This window comes from Streptomyces sp. NPDC038213 (assembly GCF_055600495.1).
The window spans coordinates 365,381-379,895 of sequence record NZ_JBVJYM010000002.1 but is presented as its reverse complement, the minus strand read 5'-3'; the positions used below and the strand labels follow the sequence as shown (position 1 = coordinate 379,895).

The following is a 14,515-nucleotide window of genomic DNA, read 5'->3' as shown; positions in this document are numbered from 1 at the left end:
CCCGGGGTGTCCCGTCAGCGGTACTCCTCGGGGCTGCGGTCGGCCCCGCCCACCTCCACCTCCTGGACCCACGCCCAGGCGTCGGGGCGGCTGCCGTCCGCGTCGGTGAACCCGTACGCGCGGGCCGCCTGCGCGCTGGAGAGGGACTGCCCGTGCCAGCGGGAGACGTCCGGGTCGGCGGCGAGGGCGGCCACGGCGCGGGCGATGTAGACGGGGGACTCGGAGACGGCGAAGCCGGGTACCTTCGCGACGGCGTCGCGCCAGTTCTCCTCGGCGACCCCGTAGGCCTCCAGCATCTGCTCGGAGCGCAGCCAGCCGGGGGTGAGGGAGAGGGCGGTGCAGCCGGTGCCCTCCAGGTCGTGGGCGAGGGTGCGGGCCATCCGGATGGGGCCGTTCTTGGCGAGGTCGTAGAAGAAGTTCTCGCGGAAGCGGTCGTTGGTCTCGGCGGTGCCGTCGGTGACCTCGATCAGCAGGCCGCCCGGGTGGCGGATCAGCAGCGGGAGGGCGTGCCAGCTGGTGATGATGTGGCTCTTGACGCCCAGCTCGAGCATCCGCAGGCCGGCGTCGAGGTCGGTCTCCCACATCTTCGTGCCGAAGACGACGAGGTGCTCGCCGCCCCACAGGTCGTTGACGAGGAGGTCGAGGCGGCCGCGGTCGGCGTCGATCCGCTCGATGACGGCGCGCACCTGCGCGGGGTCGAGGTGGTCGGCGACCAGGGCGGTCCCGGTGCCTCCGGCGGCGGTGACGAGCTCGGCGGTCTCCTCGATGGTCTCGGTGGTCCGGCCCACCTCGCTGGGGCCCTCCCGGCTGGTGCGCCCGGTGACGTAGACGGTGGCCCCGGCGGCCCCCAGGGCCACGGCGATGGCCCGGCCGGCCCCCCGGGTGGCCCCGGCCACGAGGGCGGTCTTCCCGCTCAGCGGCTGTGTGCTCTGCATACGACGGATTCTCGCGGTGGCGGGCGGCCCGTGCACCCGTGATGCTGGAACGCGTGATGGACGAGACGGAGTTCTGGGAGATCGTCGACCGTACCCGCGAGGCCGCCGAGGGCGACCCGGACGAACAGGCCGACCTGCTCGTCGAGCGGCTGGTCCAGCTCGACCCGGACTCCGTGCTGGACTTCGCCCGGCACTTCGAGGCCCGGTACAACCGCGCGTACACCTGGGACCTGTGGGGGGCGGCCTGGGTGCTGCTCGACGGGGCCAGCGACGACGCCTTCGACTACTTCCGGTGCTGGCTGATCGGGCAGGGCCGCGAGGTCTTCGAGGGCGGGGTGCACGAGCCGGACCGGCTGGCCGAGCTGCTCGGGGAGTTCGACGAGGAGATCGACGGGGACGGCGAGGAGCTGGGCTACGCGGCCGACGAGGCGTACGAGCAGCTGACGGGGGTGGTCGCTCCGGACCTGGGCATCCCCCTGCAGGCCGCCGAACCGGAGGGCGCCCCCCTCGACTTCGAGAACGAGGCCGCCCTCGCGGAGCGCTTCCCCCGGCTCTGGGACCGCTTCCGGCCGTAGGCGCTCCCCTGCGGTTCCCGGCGGGGCCGCCCGCCCGGCCGGGGCGGGCGGCGCGGCGGGTCAGTAGTGCGTGCCGCCGTCGATGCGGATCTCGGTGCCCGTGATGAAGGCGCCGTCGTCGGAGCCGAGCATGGCGACCACGCCCGCCACCGTCTCCGGGCCCGCGAAGCCCTGGCCTATGCCGGGGGCGAGCTTGGCGAAGAGGGACCAGTCGGTGTCCTCGGGCAGGCCCGGGCCGCTGCCGGTGGTCATGCCGGACTCGATGGAGCCGGGGGCCACGCAGACCGCGCGCAGGCCCTGCTTGCTGTACTCGGCGGCGAGCGAGTGCGTCATGGACTGGATGCCGCCCTTGGAAGCCGCGTACGCCGACATGTACGGGTGCGCGAAGGAGGCCGAGGTGGAGCTGAAGTTCACGATGACCGGCTTCTCGGCGGCCAGCAGGGCCGGGAGGGACTCGCGGATCACGAGGAAGGTCCCGGTCAGGTTGACCGAGATGATCCGGTTCCACAGCTCCAGGGTGGTCTTGTGGGTGTGCTCGGAGCGCAGGATGCCGGCCGCGTTGACGAGTACGTCGATCCCGCCGAGGGCCGCCACGGCGGCGGCGACGCCCTCCTGGACCGCGCCCTCGTCGGAGATGTCGAGCGCGGCGGTGGTGAGGCGGTCGGCGGTGCCCTCGGCGGCGGCCTGCTCCGCCGTGGCCTTCAGGCCCTCCCCGCTGACGTCGACGGTGTGGACGCGGCCGCCCTCGGCGAGGATCCGGTGGACGGTGGCGCGGCCGATGCCGGAGCCGCCTCCGGTGACGAGGACGCGGCGGCCTGTGTAGCGGTTCATGTCGGTGTCTCCGTGGTCGGGCGCGGTGCGCCGGGGCGGGGGGCGGCTTCGAGGATACGAGTGCTTGACACGTTTTGCCAGAGTGGCATTTCGCGCATCCTGTCGGATCCCTGACGTACCCTGCCGGAGTGAGATCCCCCCGTCCGTACACCCCCGACACCGCCCCCGGCCCCAAGTCCCTGACCGAGCGGCGCAAGGCCGCCACGCAGCTCGACATCGCGCGTGCGGCGTGCGCCCTGTTCGCCGAGCGGGGGCCGGACGCGACCACCGCGGAGGACATCGCGCGCAGCGCCGGGGTGGCCCTGCGGACCTTCTACCGGTACTTCCGCAGCAAGCAGGACGCGGTGGCGCCGCTGCTGTCGGGCGGCGGGGACGCCTGGCGGGCCCTGCTCGCGGCCGAGGAGCCGGGCGTACCGCTGCGGGCGGCGCTGGAGCGGGCCGTGGTCCGCTCGCTGAGCGTCTCCCCGCAGGACGAGGAGCCCCTCCAGTGGACCCGCGGGCTGCTGCGGGCAGCCGTGGACGACCCGGCCCTGCGGGCCGTCTGGTACCGGGTGAACCAGGACTCGGAGGAGCAGCTGGTGCCCGTACTGGCCCGGCTGGCGGGAGCGGGCGCCGATCCACTGGAGGTGCGGCTGCTGGCCGCGGCGGCCACGGACGCGATCCGGGTGGCGCTGGAGGTGTGGGCGGCCACGGACGCGCCGGCGGCCGGGGAGGGCTCCCCCGCCGACCTGGCCGCGCGGTGCCTCGGCGAGCTGACGTCCGGGATGCGGATCCTGGGTCCGCGGTGAGCCGGGGGCCCGGATCCGGCCCGATCCGGGATCCCCTGTTGACCCTCACACCGTGTCAGGCCCTGTAGTCGGAGACGTCATGTTCACCATCGGAGATTTCGCCAGGCACGGCCGGGTCTCGGTCAGGATGCTGCGTCACTACGACGCCACCGGACTGCTGCACCCCGCACGTGTCGACCCCGCCACCGGGTACCGCTACTACGAGGGCGCCCAGCTCTCCCGGCTCAACCGCGTCATCGCGCTCAAGGACCTCGGCTTCACGCTGGAGCAGGTCCGGGAGATGCTCGACGACCGGCTGGACGCCGGGCAGCTGCGCGGCATGCTGCGGCTGCGGCAGGCCGAGCTGGAGCAGGCCGTGTCCGAAGCAGCGGCACGGCTGGTGCAGGTCGAGGTGCGTCTCCGGTCGATCGAGAGCGAGGGGCACATGCCCGCCGACGACGTCGTACTGAAGAACCTTCCCGCGGTCCGCGTGGCCGAGCTGACCGCCACCGCCCCCGGCTTCGAGCCGGAGGCGATCGGGCCGGTCATCGGACCGCTCTACGACGAGCTGTTCCGCCGCCTGGACGCGTCCGGGATCGTCCCCACCGGTCCGGGGATCGCGTACTACGAGGACGCCCCGGAGGGCGGCGGGGCGATCCTCGTGCACGCCGCCGTGGAGGTCGGGGCCGCGCTGCGCGAGGCCGGTCCGGACGGGGGCGGCGTGCGGGTGCACGTCCTGCCGCCGGTGGCCGGGGCCGCGACCGTCGTGCACCGCGGGTCCATGGACACCGTGCTGCCCGCGGCGCAGACCCTGGCCCGCTGGATGGACGCCCACGGGTACGAGGAGGCCGCGTACCCGCGCGAGGTGAACCTGGAGTGCCCGGCGGACCGGGACGCCTGGGTGACCGAGCTCCAGGCCCCCGTCCGCGCCCGGCAAGCGGGCTGAGCGGGGCGGCCGGCCCGGCCGGCCCGACCGGTCGGCCTGCCGAGGGCCGGCCGGGGCCTGCTGAGGGCGTCCCTCCCCGCACGGGGGCGGGGAGGGACGCCCCGCATCAGGCCCGGCGGCCCGGCTCGGGTCCGGCTCCCGCACCCGGCCCAGATACGGGCCGCCACAGGCGCGGGCTCAGGCACCGGCCCACTGAGACACCGGCCCACTCAGGCACCGGCCCGCTCAGGCCCGCCCCGTGCCCGGGGCCCCGGCTCATCCCGACCGCGGGCGGGCCGGGCGGTGCGGGGCCGGGGCGGGTCGCGGGACAGCAGCAGGAGGGCCACGTCGTCGGCGGGGCCGTTCGTGAAGCGGGCCAGGTCCCGCCAGAGGGCGCCCGCCAGGGCCTCGCGCGCGGGCGCGGCGGCGAAGAGCTGGGGCAGCCGCTCCAGGAGGGGGTAGAAGGCGCCCTGGGCGTCGCGGGCCTCGGTCAGGCCGTCGGTGTGGGCGAGGAGCCGGTCGCCGGGGTGCAGCGCGAGGGTGGCCACCTCCGGCGGGGCGAGCCCCGCCAGGCCCAGCCCCAGCGGGACCCCGGGCTCGACGGCCACCTCGTGGACCGCGGCCGCCCCGTCGTCCGGCCCGCCCGGGCGCAGCAGGACCAGGGACGGGTGCCCGCAGGAGGCGACGCGGACCACCGCGCGGTCCGCCGGGAACTCCAGGAGCAGCGCGGTGGCGAAGAGCTCCGTGGGCTCGTCCACGAGCGCGTCCCCGGCAAGGCCGCCGGCCGGGCCGCCCGCGGGCCGCCCGCCGCGGGCCCGGGCGCGGGCGTCGGCCGTGAGGCGGCGGTCCAGCCGGGCGGCGACGGCGACCAGGTCGGGATCGTCGAGGACGGCCTCCCGGAAGGCCCCCAGGAGGGAGACCACGGTGCCGACGGCGGCCAGCCCGTGCCCCTGTACGTCGGCCACGACGGCCCGGACCCCGTAGGGCCCCTCGCGCACGTCGTACAGGTCCCCGCCGACGAGGGTGCCGCGCTGGGCCGCGCGGTACAGGCCCGTGCAGGTGACCGGTCCGACCCGTTCCGGCAGCGGCGGCAGTACGGCCAGCTGGGCGGCCTCGGCGACCGTGCGGACGCTGACGAGCTGGGCGTCGCGGCGTTTGCGGACCCAGGCGATCACCACCCCGAGCAGCCCGACGAGGGCCACGTTCACCAGGTCCACGGTGCGGGCCCGGCCCACGTCCAGGTTCGGGATCCCGAGCAGGAGGAGGACGACCACGGCGAAGACCCCGGTGCCCAGGGCCCCGTACGAGAAGGCGGCGACGGGCGGCAGGGCGGCGAGGAAGAAGCCGAGTTCCACGGTGTCGGGGGTCATCAGCTGGGCCGCCGAGAGCAGGACGAGGGCGGCCACGGGCGCGACCCTGGCCCAGCGCGGCGGCGGGGCGCCCCGCAGCCAGCCCGGTTCCGCGTCCCCTCGCCGTCGCCGCTTCACCCCTTCACCCTCGTACGCCGGGCCCCGCCGCGCACTCCGGGTGGCCCCGCCGGGGCACCGGCCCGAGAGTGGACCCGTGACGGAAACGGACACCGGCGGGGAGACGGACGCCGGGGCGGGCGGGCGGCTGGGCACGCGGCTGAACTGGCTGCGCGCCGGGGTGCTCGGGGCCAACGACGGGATCATCTCGACGGCCGGGCTGGTCGTCGGCGTCGCCGGGGCCACCACCTCGCAGGCCGCGCTGCTGGCCTCCGGGGTGGCCGGGCTGCTGGCCGGCTCGCTGTCGATGGCGGCGGGCGAGTACGTGTCGGTCAGCTCCCAGCGGGACTCCGAACAGGCGGCCCTGGACAAGGAGCGGCAGGAGCTGGCCGCGGACCCGGAGGCCGAGCTCGACGAGCTGACCGACCTGCTCGCCGGGCGCGGCCTGAGCCGGGACGTGGCGCGCGAGGCGGCGGTGCAGCTCAGCGAGCGGGACGCGCTGCGGGCCCATGCCCGGGTGGAGCTGGGCATCGAGCCGGACGAGCTGGCCAACCCCTGGCACGCCGCCCTCGCGAGCTTCGTGGCCTTCACGGTCGGCGCGCTGCTGCCGCTGCTGGCGATCCTGCTGCCGCCGGCCTCCCTGCGGGTGCCGGTGACGGTGGCGGCCGTGCTGGCCGCCCTGACCCTGTGCGGGGTGCTGAGCGCCGCGCTGGGCCGGGCCCCGCGGCCCCGGGCGGTGCTGCGCAACGTGGCCGGCGGGGCGCTGGCGATGGGCGTGACGTACGCGGTGGGGAGCTGGATCGGCGGCTGACCGGTCCCTCCCCCTGTGCTGCGGGCAGGATAGGACCATGCGCATCGCGATCACCGGCTCGACCGGTCTCATCGGAACGGCTCTCACACGCTCCCTGCGCGCGGACGGGCACGGGGTGGTCCGGCTGGTGCGCCGGGCGCCCGCGGGCCCGGACGAGGTGTTCTGGGATCCGGGGGCCGGGGCGCTGGACCCGGCGGGGCTGGCGGGCTGCACCGGGGTGGTGCACCTGGCGGGGGCGGGGATCGGGGACCGCCGGTGGAGCGCGGCGTACAAGAAGGAGATCCGGGACAGCCGGGTGCTCGGCACGCGGACGCTCGCGCGGGCCCTGGCCTCGATGGACGAGCCGCCGGAGGTGCTGGTGAGCGCGTCCGGGATCGGCTACTACGGAGACGCGGGCGACCGGGTCCTCGACGAGTCCGCGCCCGCGGGCGAGGGCTTCCTGCCGCAGGTCTGCGTGGAGTGGGAGGCGGCGACGGGTCCGGCCGCCGCGGCGGGGGTGCGGACGGTGCTGGCGCGCAACGGGCTCGTGGTCTCGGGCTCGGGGGGCGCCTGGAAGCGGATGTTCCCGCTGTTCCGGGCCGGGCTCGGCGGGCGGCTGGGCAGCGGCCGGCAGTACTGGAGCTTCATCTCCCTGTACGACGAGACCGCCGCGCTGCGGCACCTGCTGGAGACCCGGTCGGTGTCGGGGCCGGTGAACATGACGGCGCCCGAGCCGCTGACGAACGGTGAGATCACCGCCGCCATGGGGCGGGTGCTGCACCGGCCCGCGGTGTGCGCGGTGCCCGCACCGGCGCTGCGGCTGGCCCTGGGCGAACTGGCCCAGGACGTGCTGGGCAGTCAGCGGGCCGTACCGCAGCGGCTGCTGGACTCCGGCTTCCGGTTCACCTTCCCGGAGATCGACGACACCCTGCGGGCGGCCCTGCGCGAAGGGGACTGAGGGGCCCGCCCGGGCGCGCTGTCCGGAAGGCGCCGTCCTGCCGCGGGGGCGCACCGCGCTCCGGGGCAGGGCCGCGGGGTGCGGGGGCGCGCCGCCCGGCCGCCGGGGCGCCACCCGGAAGACCGGAAACGACCGCCGTGCGACCGGCGTGCGACCGTATGCGACCGGACTTGCGCCCAATCGGATGGCGAACGGGTGTATCCCCGGCGCCCGTTGGGGGAAGTAGGACCCCACACCCGCACAGCCGCGCCGACCTCGGGGAGGGGCACGTGCTCAGCAGCGCACACCATGCGGACGTCGTCATAGTCGGAGCCGGAGTCTCGGGACTGTCGGCGGCCCACCTGCTCGCCAACGCCGGAGTCACCGTCGCCGTCCTGGAGTCGGCCCCCGGGCCGGGGGGCCGGATGGCCACGGACGAGGTCGACGGCTTCCGGCTCGACCGGATCGGACAGCTCCTCAACACCGACTACCCGGAGCTCGACCCCGACCGCAGCCCGGCCCTCGCGGACCTGCGGCTGCGCACCTTCTCCGCCGGGGTCCTGGTGCAGGCCGAGGGCCGCCGCCAGAAGATCGGCCCCGGCGCCCGCAAGGCGGCCCGCGGCCTGGCCGGCCGCTCCCTCGACCAGGTCCGCCTCAGCGCGGCGCTCGCCCGGCTCGCCGCCACCCCCGTGGACCGGCTGCTGGCCCGCCCCGAGCGGACCGCCGCGGCCGCCCTGCCGCGCACCTTCAACGGCATGCTGCGCCCCCTGCTCGCGGCGCTGCTCTGCGATCCCGAGCTGACCACCTCCCGGCGCTGCGCCGACCTGGCCCTGCGCGGGTTCGCCCGCGGCCGGCTCGCCGTGCCGGAGGGCGGGGCCGCGGCCCTGCCCCGGCTGCTCGCCGAGCGCCTGCCGCCCGGCACCCTGCACACCGGGGTCCGCGTCCGGTCGGTGTCCACGAGCCTGGTGACCACCGAGGAGCACGGGGAGTTCCGCTGCCGCTCGGTGCTGCTGGCCACCGGCGCCCGCGCCGCGGCCGGGCTGCTGCCGGGCCTGCGGGTGCCGGGGTTCCACCCGGTGACCGTGCTCCACCACGCGGCCCCCGAGCTCCCGGGCGCCGAGCCGGCCCTGCTGCTCGACGGGGAGCGGCGCGGCCCGGTGGCGCACACCGCCGTCATGAGCGCGGTGGACCCCTCCCGGGCGCCCCGCGGCCGGTCCCTGGTCAGCTCCACGGTCCTGGGCCCGCCGCCGCCCGAGCGGGAGGTCCGCGCCCACCTGGCCGCCCTGCACGGGGTGCCCGCCGCCGACTGGGAGCTGCTGGCCGTGCACCACACCCCGGAGGCGGTGCCCGCGATGCCGCCCCCGCACGACCTGCGGCGGCCCGTACGGGTCCTGGCAGGCCTGTACGTGTGCGGGGACCACCGGGACACCAACACCGTCCAGGGGGCCCTGTACTCGGCCCGCCGGGCCGCCCGGGCCGTGCTGCGGGACTTCGGGATCCCGGCCGTCCCGGCGCCCGTACCGCTGCGCACGGCGGCCTGACGGCTCCCGGCGGGCCCCCGGGCGCACCGGGAGCCCGCCGGGAGCCGGGACCGCCGCACCCCCCGGCGGCCGCCTCAGAGCAGGGCGGCGACGCGCTCCCGGTAGGTCCGGGCGGCGGGCGCGTCGCGGTACGGCTCCAGGCGGCGCTCGAAGTCGCGGACGTACTCGACCGCCCGGACCGAGCGCATCTCCATGGCCTGCTGGGCCGCCTCCGCGCCCAGCGCGCAGGCCTGGTCCAGCTCCCCCAGCCCGAGCCGGGCGGTGGCCAGCACCACCCTGCAGAAGAGCCGGCTGCGGGCGAAGCCGGGCGCCCGCAGCTGGAGCGAGCGCTCGGCGTGCTGGGCGGCGGCCCGGTACTGCTGGAGGTCCCGGTGGCAGTGCCCGAACTCGTCGGCGAGCTGCGCCTCGTCGTAGGCCCGCGCCCAGGGCGGGGTGTCGTCCCCGGGCCGGGCCGCGGAGAGCGCGCGCTCGGCCCGCACCAGCGAGGAGGTGCAGGCCCGCACCTCGCCGAGCACCCCGTGCCCGCGGGCCTCCGCCGCGTGCAGCAGGGCCTGGACCACCGGCGGGGCGCCCGAGCCGACGCCCTGCTGGGCCACCCGGGCCAGCTGGACGGCCTCGCGGCCGTGCCCGAGGTAGACCGCCTGCCGGCTCATCGTGACGAGCACGTACGCGCCGTACGCCCGGTCCCCGGCGGCCTGGGTGAGCCGCAGGGCCTGGACGAAGTACCGCTGGGCGAGCCCGTGGGCGGCGATGTCGTACGAGGTCCAGCCCGCGAGCCGGGTCAGGTCCGCGGCCGCGGAGAACAGCCGGCGCCCGGTGGCCTCCCCGTAGGTGCCGCGGAGCATCGGCTCGGCCTCGTGTTCGAGGTAGCGGACGAGGGCCTGCCGGGCGTGCCCGCCGCCGTAGGCGTGGTCGAGGGTCCGGAAGAGCTCGGCGACCGAGCGCAGCGCCGCGATGTCCCCGGCGGTGACCCGCTGCCCGGGCCCGCGGTCGATCTGGCGCTGCCGGGGCACGGCCGGGAAAGGCGCCCCGCCCGGCTGCCCGGACGCCGGGAAACCGCTGCCGGGGAGTCCCGGGCCGGCCGTGCCCCGGCCGCCCTGGCCGGGGACGCGCGCGGCGGCCGGGTGCGGGGGCTCGCCGCGGCCGACCCGCTCGTCGGGCCGGCCGATCAGCCAGTCCCGGCTGGGGACCACGAGCCCGGCCGGGGTGAAGGCGATCTTGCGGAGTTCGGCGTGGCTGCCGGAGTCCTTGCGCCACAGGCCGCTGGCGATGTCCACGGCCTCCTCGGGGGTGGCCGCGAACTCCAGGCCCGCGTACACGGGGGCGCAGGCGTCGAGGCCGAGGTCCTGGGCCGAGAGCCGGCGGCCCAGCCTCCGGGTGAACACCTCGGCGATCAGTGCGGGGGTGGTGCCGCGGGGCTGCTGCCCGCGCAGCCACCGGGTCACGGAGGTCTTGTCGTACCGCAGATCCAGACCGTGTTCCAGGCCGAGCTGATCGACCCGTCGGGCGAGCCCGGCGTTCGAGAAGCCCGCTTCGGTGATCAGCGCCGCGAGCTGCCGGTTGGGGACGCGCTGCGGGGGTCGTTCCGTCATCGGCTCCACGGTCTCCTGAACGGTCTCCTGAGGTGACGGACCGGAGTCCCGGCCCTGATGAACGGGCGTGAATGTAGCGGCCAACTGCCCCCGTGCCGCCCCCTCTGCCCCACATTCATCCGATCGTGCGAAGAACCGGGAGGACCCTTTACGAATCGCCCCTCTCACCCCGCGTACGCTGCGCGGCATGACCCCGCACGATCCGACCGACCCGCTGCCCGCCCCGGAGATCACCGAGGCGGAGTGCCGGCGCTGCGGGACGCTCATCGCGGGGCTCGACGGCCGGTACGCCTGCGGGGTGTGCGGCTGGGTGAACGACCACTCCGAGGGGCACCGGCGGCTGCCGCGCGCGGACGAGGACCCGGACCGGCCGCGGGGCCGGGCGGGCCGCTCCGGGGCCTCCCGCAAACCCGCCCGGCCGCTTCCGGAGGCACCGCCGTACCCTGGCTGAGTGCGCGATCCGCACACAGCAGGTTCTACGAGGAGGCGCTGCAGTGTCCGATCTGCGGTTTGTCCGTCTGGGCTTCGGTCCGGAGGCCGTCGAGTACACGCAGGCGTGGGAGGAGCAGCGCCGGGTGCACGCGGCGCGGTTCGCCGACGAGATCGAGGACACCTGTCTGCTGCTGGAGCACCCGCCGGTGTACACCGCGGGCCGCCGGACCGACCCGAGCGAGCGCCCCCTCGACGGCACCCCCGTCGTGGACGTGGACCGCGGCGGGAAGATCACCTGGCACGGCCCGGGCCAGCTGGTGGGCTACCCGATCATGAAGCTGCCCCGGCCGGTGGACGTGGTCGCCCACGTCCGGCGCCTGGAGGAGGCCCTGATCCGCACGGCCGCCGACTTCGGCGTGGAGACCACCCGGATCGAGGGCCGGTCCGGGGTCTGGGTCCTGGGCGATCCCGTCGGGGAGCGCCCGAAGCTCGGCGGCCTCTCCCTGGACTTCGACCCCCGGCTGACCGACGAGGAGTTCGACCCGCGGCTCAACGGCCCGGAGTACGCCCCGTCGAACGCCGGCCAGCGCCGCGAGGACCGCAAGCTCGCCGCCATCGGGATCCGGGTGGCCAAGGGCGTCACGATGCACGGGTTCGCGATCAACGTGAACCCCGACAGCACCTGGTTCGACCGGATCATCCCCTGCGGGATCCGGGACGCCGGTGTGACCTCGCTCTCGGCCGAACTGGGCCGGGAGCTCACGATCGCGGAGGTGCTCCCGTCGGTGGAGCGCCACCTCGCGGACGTACTGGAGAACGCGGATCTGCGCCCCCGTCCGGTGGAGCGGGCCGCGAGCGCCTGACCCTCCCGGGACAGGTCACGGGAATGCACCGGGACGGTCCCAGGTTGGGCGGACGTAAGAGCGTACGAATTACGGGCGTACCCTGGTGGGCGCCGAGGAATCGAAGAGTCACAGGGAGCCGGTCGTGTCCGCAGTCGCACCCGACGGACGCAAGATGCTGCGCCTGGAGGTCCGTAACGCCCAGACCCCCATCGAGCGCAAGCCCGAGTGGATCAAGACCCGGGCGAAGATGGGCCCCGAGTACAAGGCGATGCAGAGCCTCGTGAAGAGCGAGGGACTGCACACCGTGTGCCAGGAGGCCGGCTGCCCGAACATCTACGAGTGCTGGGAGGACCGCGAGGCCACCTTCCTGATCGGCGGCGACCAGTGCACCCGGCGCTGCGACTTCTGCCAGATCGACACGGGCAAGCCGCAGGCGCTGGACCGGGACGAGCCGCGCCGCGTGGGCGAGTCCGTGGTCACCATGGACCTCAACTACGCCACGATCACGGGCGTCGCCCGCGACGACCTGGCCGACGGCGGGGCCTGGCTGTACGCCGAGACCGTGCGCCAGATCCACCAGCAGACCGCGGGCCGCGAGGCCGGCCACACCAAGGTCGAGCTGCTGGCCCCGGACTTCAACGCGGTGCCGGAGCTGCTGGAGGAGGTCTTCGCCTCCCGCCCCGAGGTGTTCGCGCACAACGTGGAGACCGTGCCGCGGATCTTCAAGCGCATCCGCCCCGGCTTCCGGTACGAGCGCTCGCTCGACGTGATCACCAAGGCCCGCGCGTACGGCCTGGTCACCAAGTCCAACCTGATCCTGGGCATGGGCGAGGAGCGCGCCGAGGTCAGCGAGGCCCTGCGCGACCTGCACGAGGCCGGCTGCGAGCTCATCACGATCACGCAGTACCTGCGGCCCTCGCCGCGCCACCACCCCGTGGAGCGCTGGGTGAAGCCCGCGGAGTTCGTGGAGCTGGCGAAGGAGGCCGAGGAGATCGGCTTCTCCGGCGTGATGTCGGGCCCGCTGGTCCGGTCCTCGTACCGGGCGGGCCGCCTGTACCAGCAGGCGATGGACAAGCGGGGCGCCGTCGCGCTCCCCGCCCCCGAGAGCGTGTGATGTCACGCACAAGGAATTACCCGCCGGTAACCCGGCACGGCAGCGGCCCGTACGCCCCCTTCCTGATGGGAGGGCGTGCGGGCCGCTCCGCGTGGGCCCGCCGGGTACCCCGCCCGCTTCCACCGGCTTTCATCACGGTTTGACCGGCCGGTCACGCGCTGGTAACACCGAACGGTGACGCTTGGCTCACAGAGCGCGTCCGACCCCCGGCGCGTCCGCCGCGCCACCCCGAGAAGGGACCGTGACATGCAGGCCGCGCCCGTCCGCGCCATCGCCATCCCGACCGTCTCCGAGGCCTTCCGGGCCGTGGAGACCCTGTTCATCCGCACCGCCCGCCGCAACGCCTGGACGGCCGTCCTGGAGGACCGCCGCAGGGCCCACGACCGGGTCGAAACCGAGCACGTACTCGAGGCCGCGGCTTCCCGTACGCCGTAGGCCACGTAAACTTCGGTTTATGGCGAGGAAGGCAAACGCAGCCGATGCAGCTGCGACCCCCGGGCGGTTCAAGCAGATCGCTCTGACGTACAAGATGACCCGGCGCAATGACCCCAAGATCGGGTTCATTCTCGCAGGCGTGGCCATCATCACCCTCGGCGTGTTCCTGGGGATCGGCTTCCTGCTGGGGTACCCGGTCTACCTGGGCATCCTGGGCTTCCTCGTGGCCTTCCTGGCGACGGCGATCGTCTTCGGGCGGCGGGCCGAGCGCGCGGCCTTCGGGCAGATGGAGGGCCAGCCGGGCGCGGCCGCGGCCGTGCTGGAGAACGTGGGCCGCGGCTGGACCAGCACCCCGGCCGTCGCAATGAACCGCAGCCAGGACATCGTCCACCGCGCGGTGGGCAAGGCCGGCGTGGTCCTGGTCGCCGAGGGCAACCCGAACCGCGTGAAGACGCTGCTGGCCGCCGAGAAGAAGAAGATGGCGCGCGTCATGCCGGACGTCCCGGTGCACGACATCATCGTCGGCACCGGCGAGGGCGAGGTGCCCCTGAAGAAGGTGCGCACCACCCTCCTGAAGCTCCCCCGCGTCCTGGCCGGCCCGCAGGTCACCGAGGTCAACGACCGCCTGCGCGCGATGGGCGACCTGATGAGCAACATGCCGCTGCCGAAGGGCCCCATGCCGAAGGGCATGCGGATGCCGCGCGGCGGGAAGATGCGCTGACGCCGGACCACCGCTGAGCCGGGCCGACCCCGCTTTGCATACGAGAGGGCCCCGGGACCGTATCGGTCCCGGGGCCCTCTCCCGTACGTCCGGCCTCCCGGCGCCCCTCAGATGCGGACCTGGACCGCGCGCGCGAGCCGGTCGTGCAGTCCGCGGCCGTCGCGGTCCCAGACCAGGGCCGGGATCGCCAGGGCCAGCAGCAGGGTGCGCAGGACGACCCGGCCGAAGCCCAGCCGGCCGCCGCCCTCGGCGACCACCCGCAGGCCCAGGAGCCGCTTGCCGGGCGTGGAGCCGACCGTGCCGACCGTCAGCAGGCCCAGCACCACGAACACGGCCAGGGCCCAGTCGCCGGCCCGGGTGAGGTCACCACCGGTGATCAGGCCGTATGCGATCAGCAGGCAGGCCGTCCAGTCGACCGCGAGGGCCCCGAGGCGCCGCCCGAACCGCGCGATGGAGCCGGAGCCCTGCCGGGGCAGGCCCAGCTGCTCGCCGGGGTAGCCGAAATCGCCGCCCATGTCCTCGACGGCGGCCTTGGGGCCGGAGAGCCAGGATCCGATTGCTTGCCTCTTGTCCACCCGACCACGGTACCCGCACGCCGGACGCGCCCCG

At 75.4% G+C, this 14,515-nt stretch carries 16 protein-coding genes; 11 read left to right on the top strand and 5 right to left on the bottom strand.

The genetic code is table 11. The features are described from left to right. Nucleotides 1–14 precede the first annotated feature (14 nt). Entirely contained in the window at nucleotides 15–935 is a 921-nt protein-coding gene (locus tag ACZ7JZ_RS04420; protein ID WP_470933049.1) for an SDR family oxidoreductase, read from the bottom strand. A gap of 56 nt (nucleotides 936–991) precedes the next feature. Between ACZ7JZ_RS04420 and ACZ7JZ_RS04415 the strand changes: the two genes are divergently transcribed. Next, the gene (locus tag ACZ7JZ_RS04415; protein ID WP_470933399.1) at nucleotides 992–1,510 is read left to right on the top strand and encodes a DUF4240 domain-containing protein; all 519 of its coding nucleotides are present in this window, start codon (nucleotides 992–994) and stop codon (nucleotides 1,508–1,510) included. Between the two features lie 60 nt (nucleotides 1,511–1,570). Here the strand turns inward: ACZ7JZ_RS04415 and ACZ7JZ_RS04410 are convergent, their stop codons facing one another. Continuing rightward, nucleotides 1,571–2,341 carry an SDR family NAD(P)-dependent oxidoreductase gene (locus tag ACZ7JZ_RS04410; RefSeq protein ID WP_470933047.1) on the bottom strand — a complete coding sequence of 257 codons (771 nt, stop codon included), beginning with the start codon at nucleotides 2,339–2,341 and terminating at the stop codon, nucleotides 1,571–1,573. 128 nt (nucleotides 2,342–2,469) lie between these two features. On the opposite strand from ACZ7JZ_RS04410, the gene ACZ7JZ_RS04405 reads away from it, so the two are divergent. Both ACZ7JZ_RS04405 and ACZ7JZ_RS04400 read left to right on the top strand, forming a co-directional pair. Next, the gene (locus tag ACZ7JZ_RS04405; protein WP_470933045.1) at nucleotides 2,470–3,129 is read left to right on the top strand and encodes a TetR family transcriptional regulator; all 660 of its coding nucleotides are present in this window, start codon (nucleotides 2,470–2,472) and stop codon (nucleotides 3,127–3,129) included. A gap of 79 nt (nucleotides 3,130–3,208) precedes the next feature. After that, the gene (locus ACZ7JZ_RS04400) at nucleotides 3,209–4,054 is read left to right on the top strand and encodes a MerR family transcriptional regulator (RefSeq protein ID WP_470933397.1); all 846 of its coding nucleotides are present in this window, start codon (nucleotides 3,209–3,211) and stop codon (nucleotides 4,052–4,054) included. 209 nt (nucleotides 4,055–4,263) lie between these two features. Here ACZ7JZ_RS04400 and ACZ7JZ_RS04395 read toward each other — a convergent pair whose 3' ends face one another. Then, nucleotides 4,264–5,520: a PP2C family protein-serine/threonine phosphatase gene (locus ACZ7JZ_RS04395; protein WP_470933043.1), complete on the bottom strand. Its 1,257-nt coding sequence runs from the start codon at nucleotides 5,518–5,520 to the stop codon at nucleotides 4,264–4,266. A gap of 76 nt (nucleotides 5,521–5,596) precedes the next feature. On the opposite strand from ACZ7JZ_RS04395, the gene ACZ7JZ_RS04390 reads away from it, so the two are divergent. The 3 genes from ACZ7JZ_RS04390 to ACZ7JZ_RS04380 all read left to right on the top strand — a co-directional run bounded on the left by ACZ7JZ_RS04390 (nucleotide 5,597) and on the right by ACZ7JZ_RS04380 (nucleotide 8,767). Next, nucleotides 5,597–6,310, top strand: coding sequence for a VIT1/CCC1 transporter family protein (locus ACZ7JZ_RS04390; RefSeq protein WP_470933041.1), 714 nt, complete (start codon nucleotides 5,597–5,599; stop codon nucleotides 6,308–6,310). 37 nt (nucleotides 6,311–6,347) lie between these two features. Beyond that, nucleotides 6,348–7,247 carry a TIGR01777 family oxidoreductase gene (locus tag ACZ7JZ_RS04385; RefSeq protein WP_470933039.1) on the top strand — a complete coding sequence of 300 codons (900 nt, stop codon included), beginning with the start codon at nucleotides 6,348–6,350 and terminating at the stop codon, nucleotides 7,245–7,247. 269 nt (nucleotides 7,248–7,516) lie between these two features. Continuing rightward, nucleotides 7,517–8,767: an NAD(P)/FAD-dependent oxidoreductase gene (locus ACZ7JZ_RS04380; RefSeq protein WP_470933037.1), complete on the top strand. Its 1,251-nt coding sequence runs from the start codon at nucleotides 7,517–7,519 to the stop codon at nucleotides 8,765–8,767. Between the two features lie 74 nt (nucleotides 8,768–8,841). Here ACZ7JZ_RS04380 and ACZ7JZ_RS04375 read toward each other — a convergent pair whose 3' ends face one another. Further along, complete coding sequence (locus tag ACZ7JZ_RS04375) at nucleotides 8,842–10,359, bottom strand: regulator (RefSeq protein WP_470933035.1); 1,518 nt, start codon at nucleotides 10,357–10,359, stop codon at nucleotides 8,842–8,844. 187 nt (nucleotides 10,360–10,546) lie between these two features. Here ACZ7JZ_RS04375 and ACZ7JZ_RS04370 point away from each other — a divergent pair, with 187 nt between their 5' ends. The 5 genes from ACZ7JZ_RS04370 (at nucleotide 10,547) to ACZ7JZ_RS04350 (ending at nucleotide 13,906) form a co-directional block, all read left to right on the top strand. After that, entirely contained in the window at nucleotides 10,547–10,810 is a 264-nt protein-coding gene (locus ACZ7JZ_RS04370; RefSeq protein ID WP_470933033.1) for a hypothetical protein, read from the top strand. A 43-nt stretch (nucleotides 10,811–10,853) separates the two neighbouring features. After that, nucleotides 10,854–11,654 carry a lipoyl(octanoyl) transferase LipB gene (lipB, locus tag ACZ7JZ_RS04365; protein ID WP_470933031.1) on the top strand — a complete coding sequence of 267 codons (801 nt, stop codon included), beginning with the start codon at nucleotides 10,854–10,856 and terminating at the stop codon, nucleotides 11,652–11,654. 124 nt (nucleotides 11,655–11,778) lie between these two features. After that, entirely contained in the window at nucleotides 11,779–12,750 is a 972-nt protein-coding gene (gene lipA / locus ACZ7JZ_RS04360; protein ID WP_470933029.1) for a lipoyl synthase, read from the top strand. 246 nt (nucleotides 12,751–12,996) lie between these two features. Beyond that, a complete protein-coding gene (locus ACZ7JZ_RS04355; protein ID WP_470933027.1) occupies nucleotides 12,997–13,185 on the top strand; it encodes an SCO2195 family GlnR-regulated protein in 189 nt (62 codons plus the stop codon). 19 nt (nucleotides 13,186–13,204) lie between these two features. Beyond that, the gene (locus tag ACZ7JZ_RS04350; protein ID WP_470933025.1) at nucleotides 13,205–13,906 is read left to right on the top strand and encodes a DUF4191 domain-containing protein; all 702 of its coding nucleotides are present in this window, start codon (nucleotides 13,205–13,207) and stop codon (nucleotides 13,904–13,906) included. 107 nt (nucleotides 13,907–14,013) lie between these two features. Here the strand turns inward: ACZ7JZ_RS04350 and ACZ7JZ_RS04345 are convergent, their stop codons facing one another. Further along, complete coding sequence (locus ACZ7JZ_RS04345) at nucleotides 14,014–14,481, bottom strand: RDD family protein (protein ID WP_470933023.1); 468 nt, start codon at nucleotides 14,479–14,481, stop codon at nucleotides 14,014–14,016. Nucleotides 14,482–14,515: the final 34 nt, after the last annotated feature.

Coding starts and splice junctions, on each gene's coding strand:
- ACZ7JZ_RS04420 (WP_470933049.1), bottom strand. CDS start 935: ATGCAGAGCACACAGCCGCTGAGCGGGAAGACCGCCCTCGTGGCCGGG.
- ACZ7JZ_RS04375 (WP_470933035.1), bottom strand. CDS start 10,359: ATGACGGAACGACCCCCGCAGCGCGTCCCCAACCGGCAGCTCGCGGCG.
- ACZ7JZ_RS04415 (WP_470933399.1), top strand. CDS start 992: ATGGACGAGACGGAGTTCTGGGAGATCGTCGACCGTACCCGCGAGGCC.
- ACZ7JZ_RS04350 (WP_470933025.1), top strand. CDS start 13,205: ATGGCGAGGAAGGCAAACGCAGCCGATGCAGCTGCGACCCCCGGGCGG.
- ACZ7JZ_RS04385 (WP_470933039.1), top strand. CDS start 6,348: ATGCGCATCGCGATCACCGGCTCGACCGGTCTCATCGGAACGGCTCTC.
- ACZ7JZ_RS04410 (WP_470933047.1), bottom strand. CDS start 2,341: ATGAACCGCTACACAGGCCGCCGCGTCCTCGTCACCGGAGGCGGCTCC.
- ACZ7JZ_RS04355 (WP_470933027.1), top strand. CDS start 12,997: ATGCAGGCCGCGCCCGTCCGCGCCATCGCCATCCCGACCGTCTCCGAG.
- ACZ7JZ_RS04400 (WP_470933397.1), top strand. CDS start 3,209: ATGTTCACCATCGGAGATTTCGCCAGGCACGGCCGGGTCTCGGTCAGG.
- ACZ7JZ_RS04370 (WP_470933033.1), top strand. CDS start 10,547: ATGACCCCGCACGATCCGACCGACCCGCTGCCCGCCCCGGAGATCACC.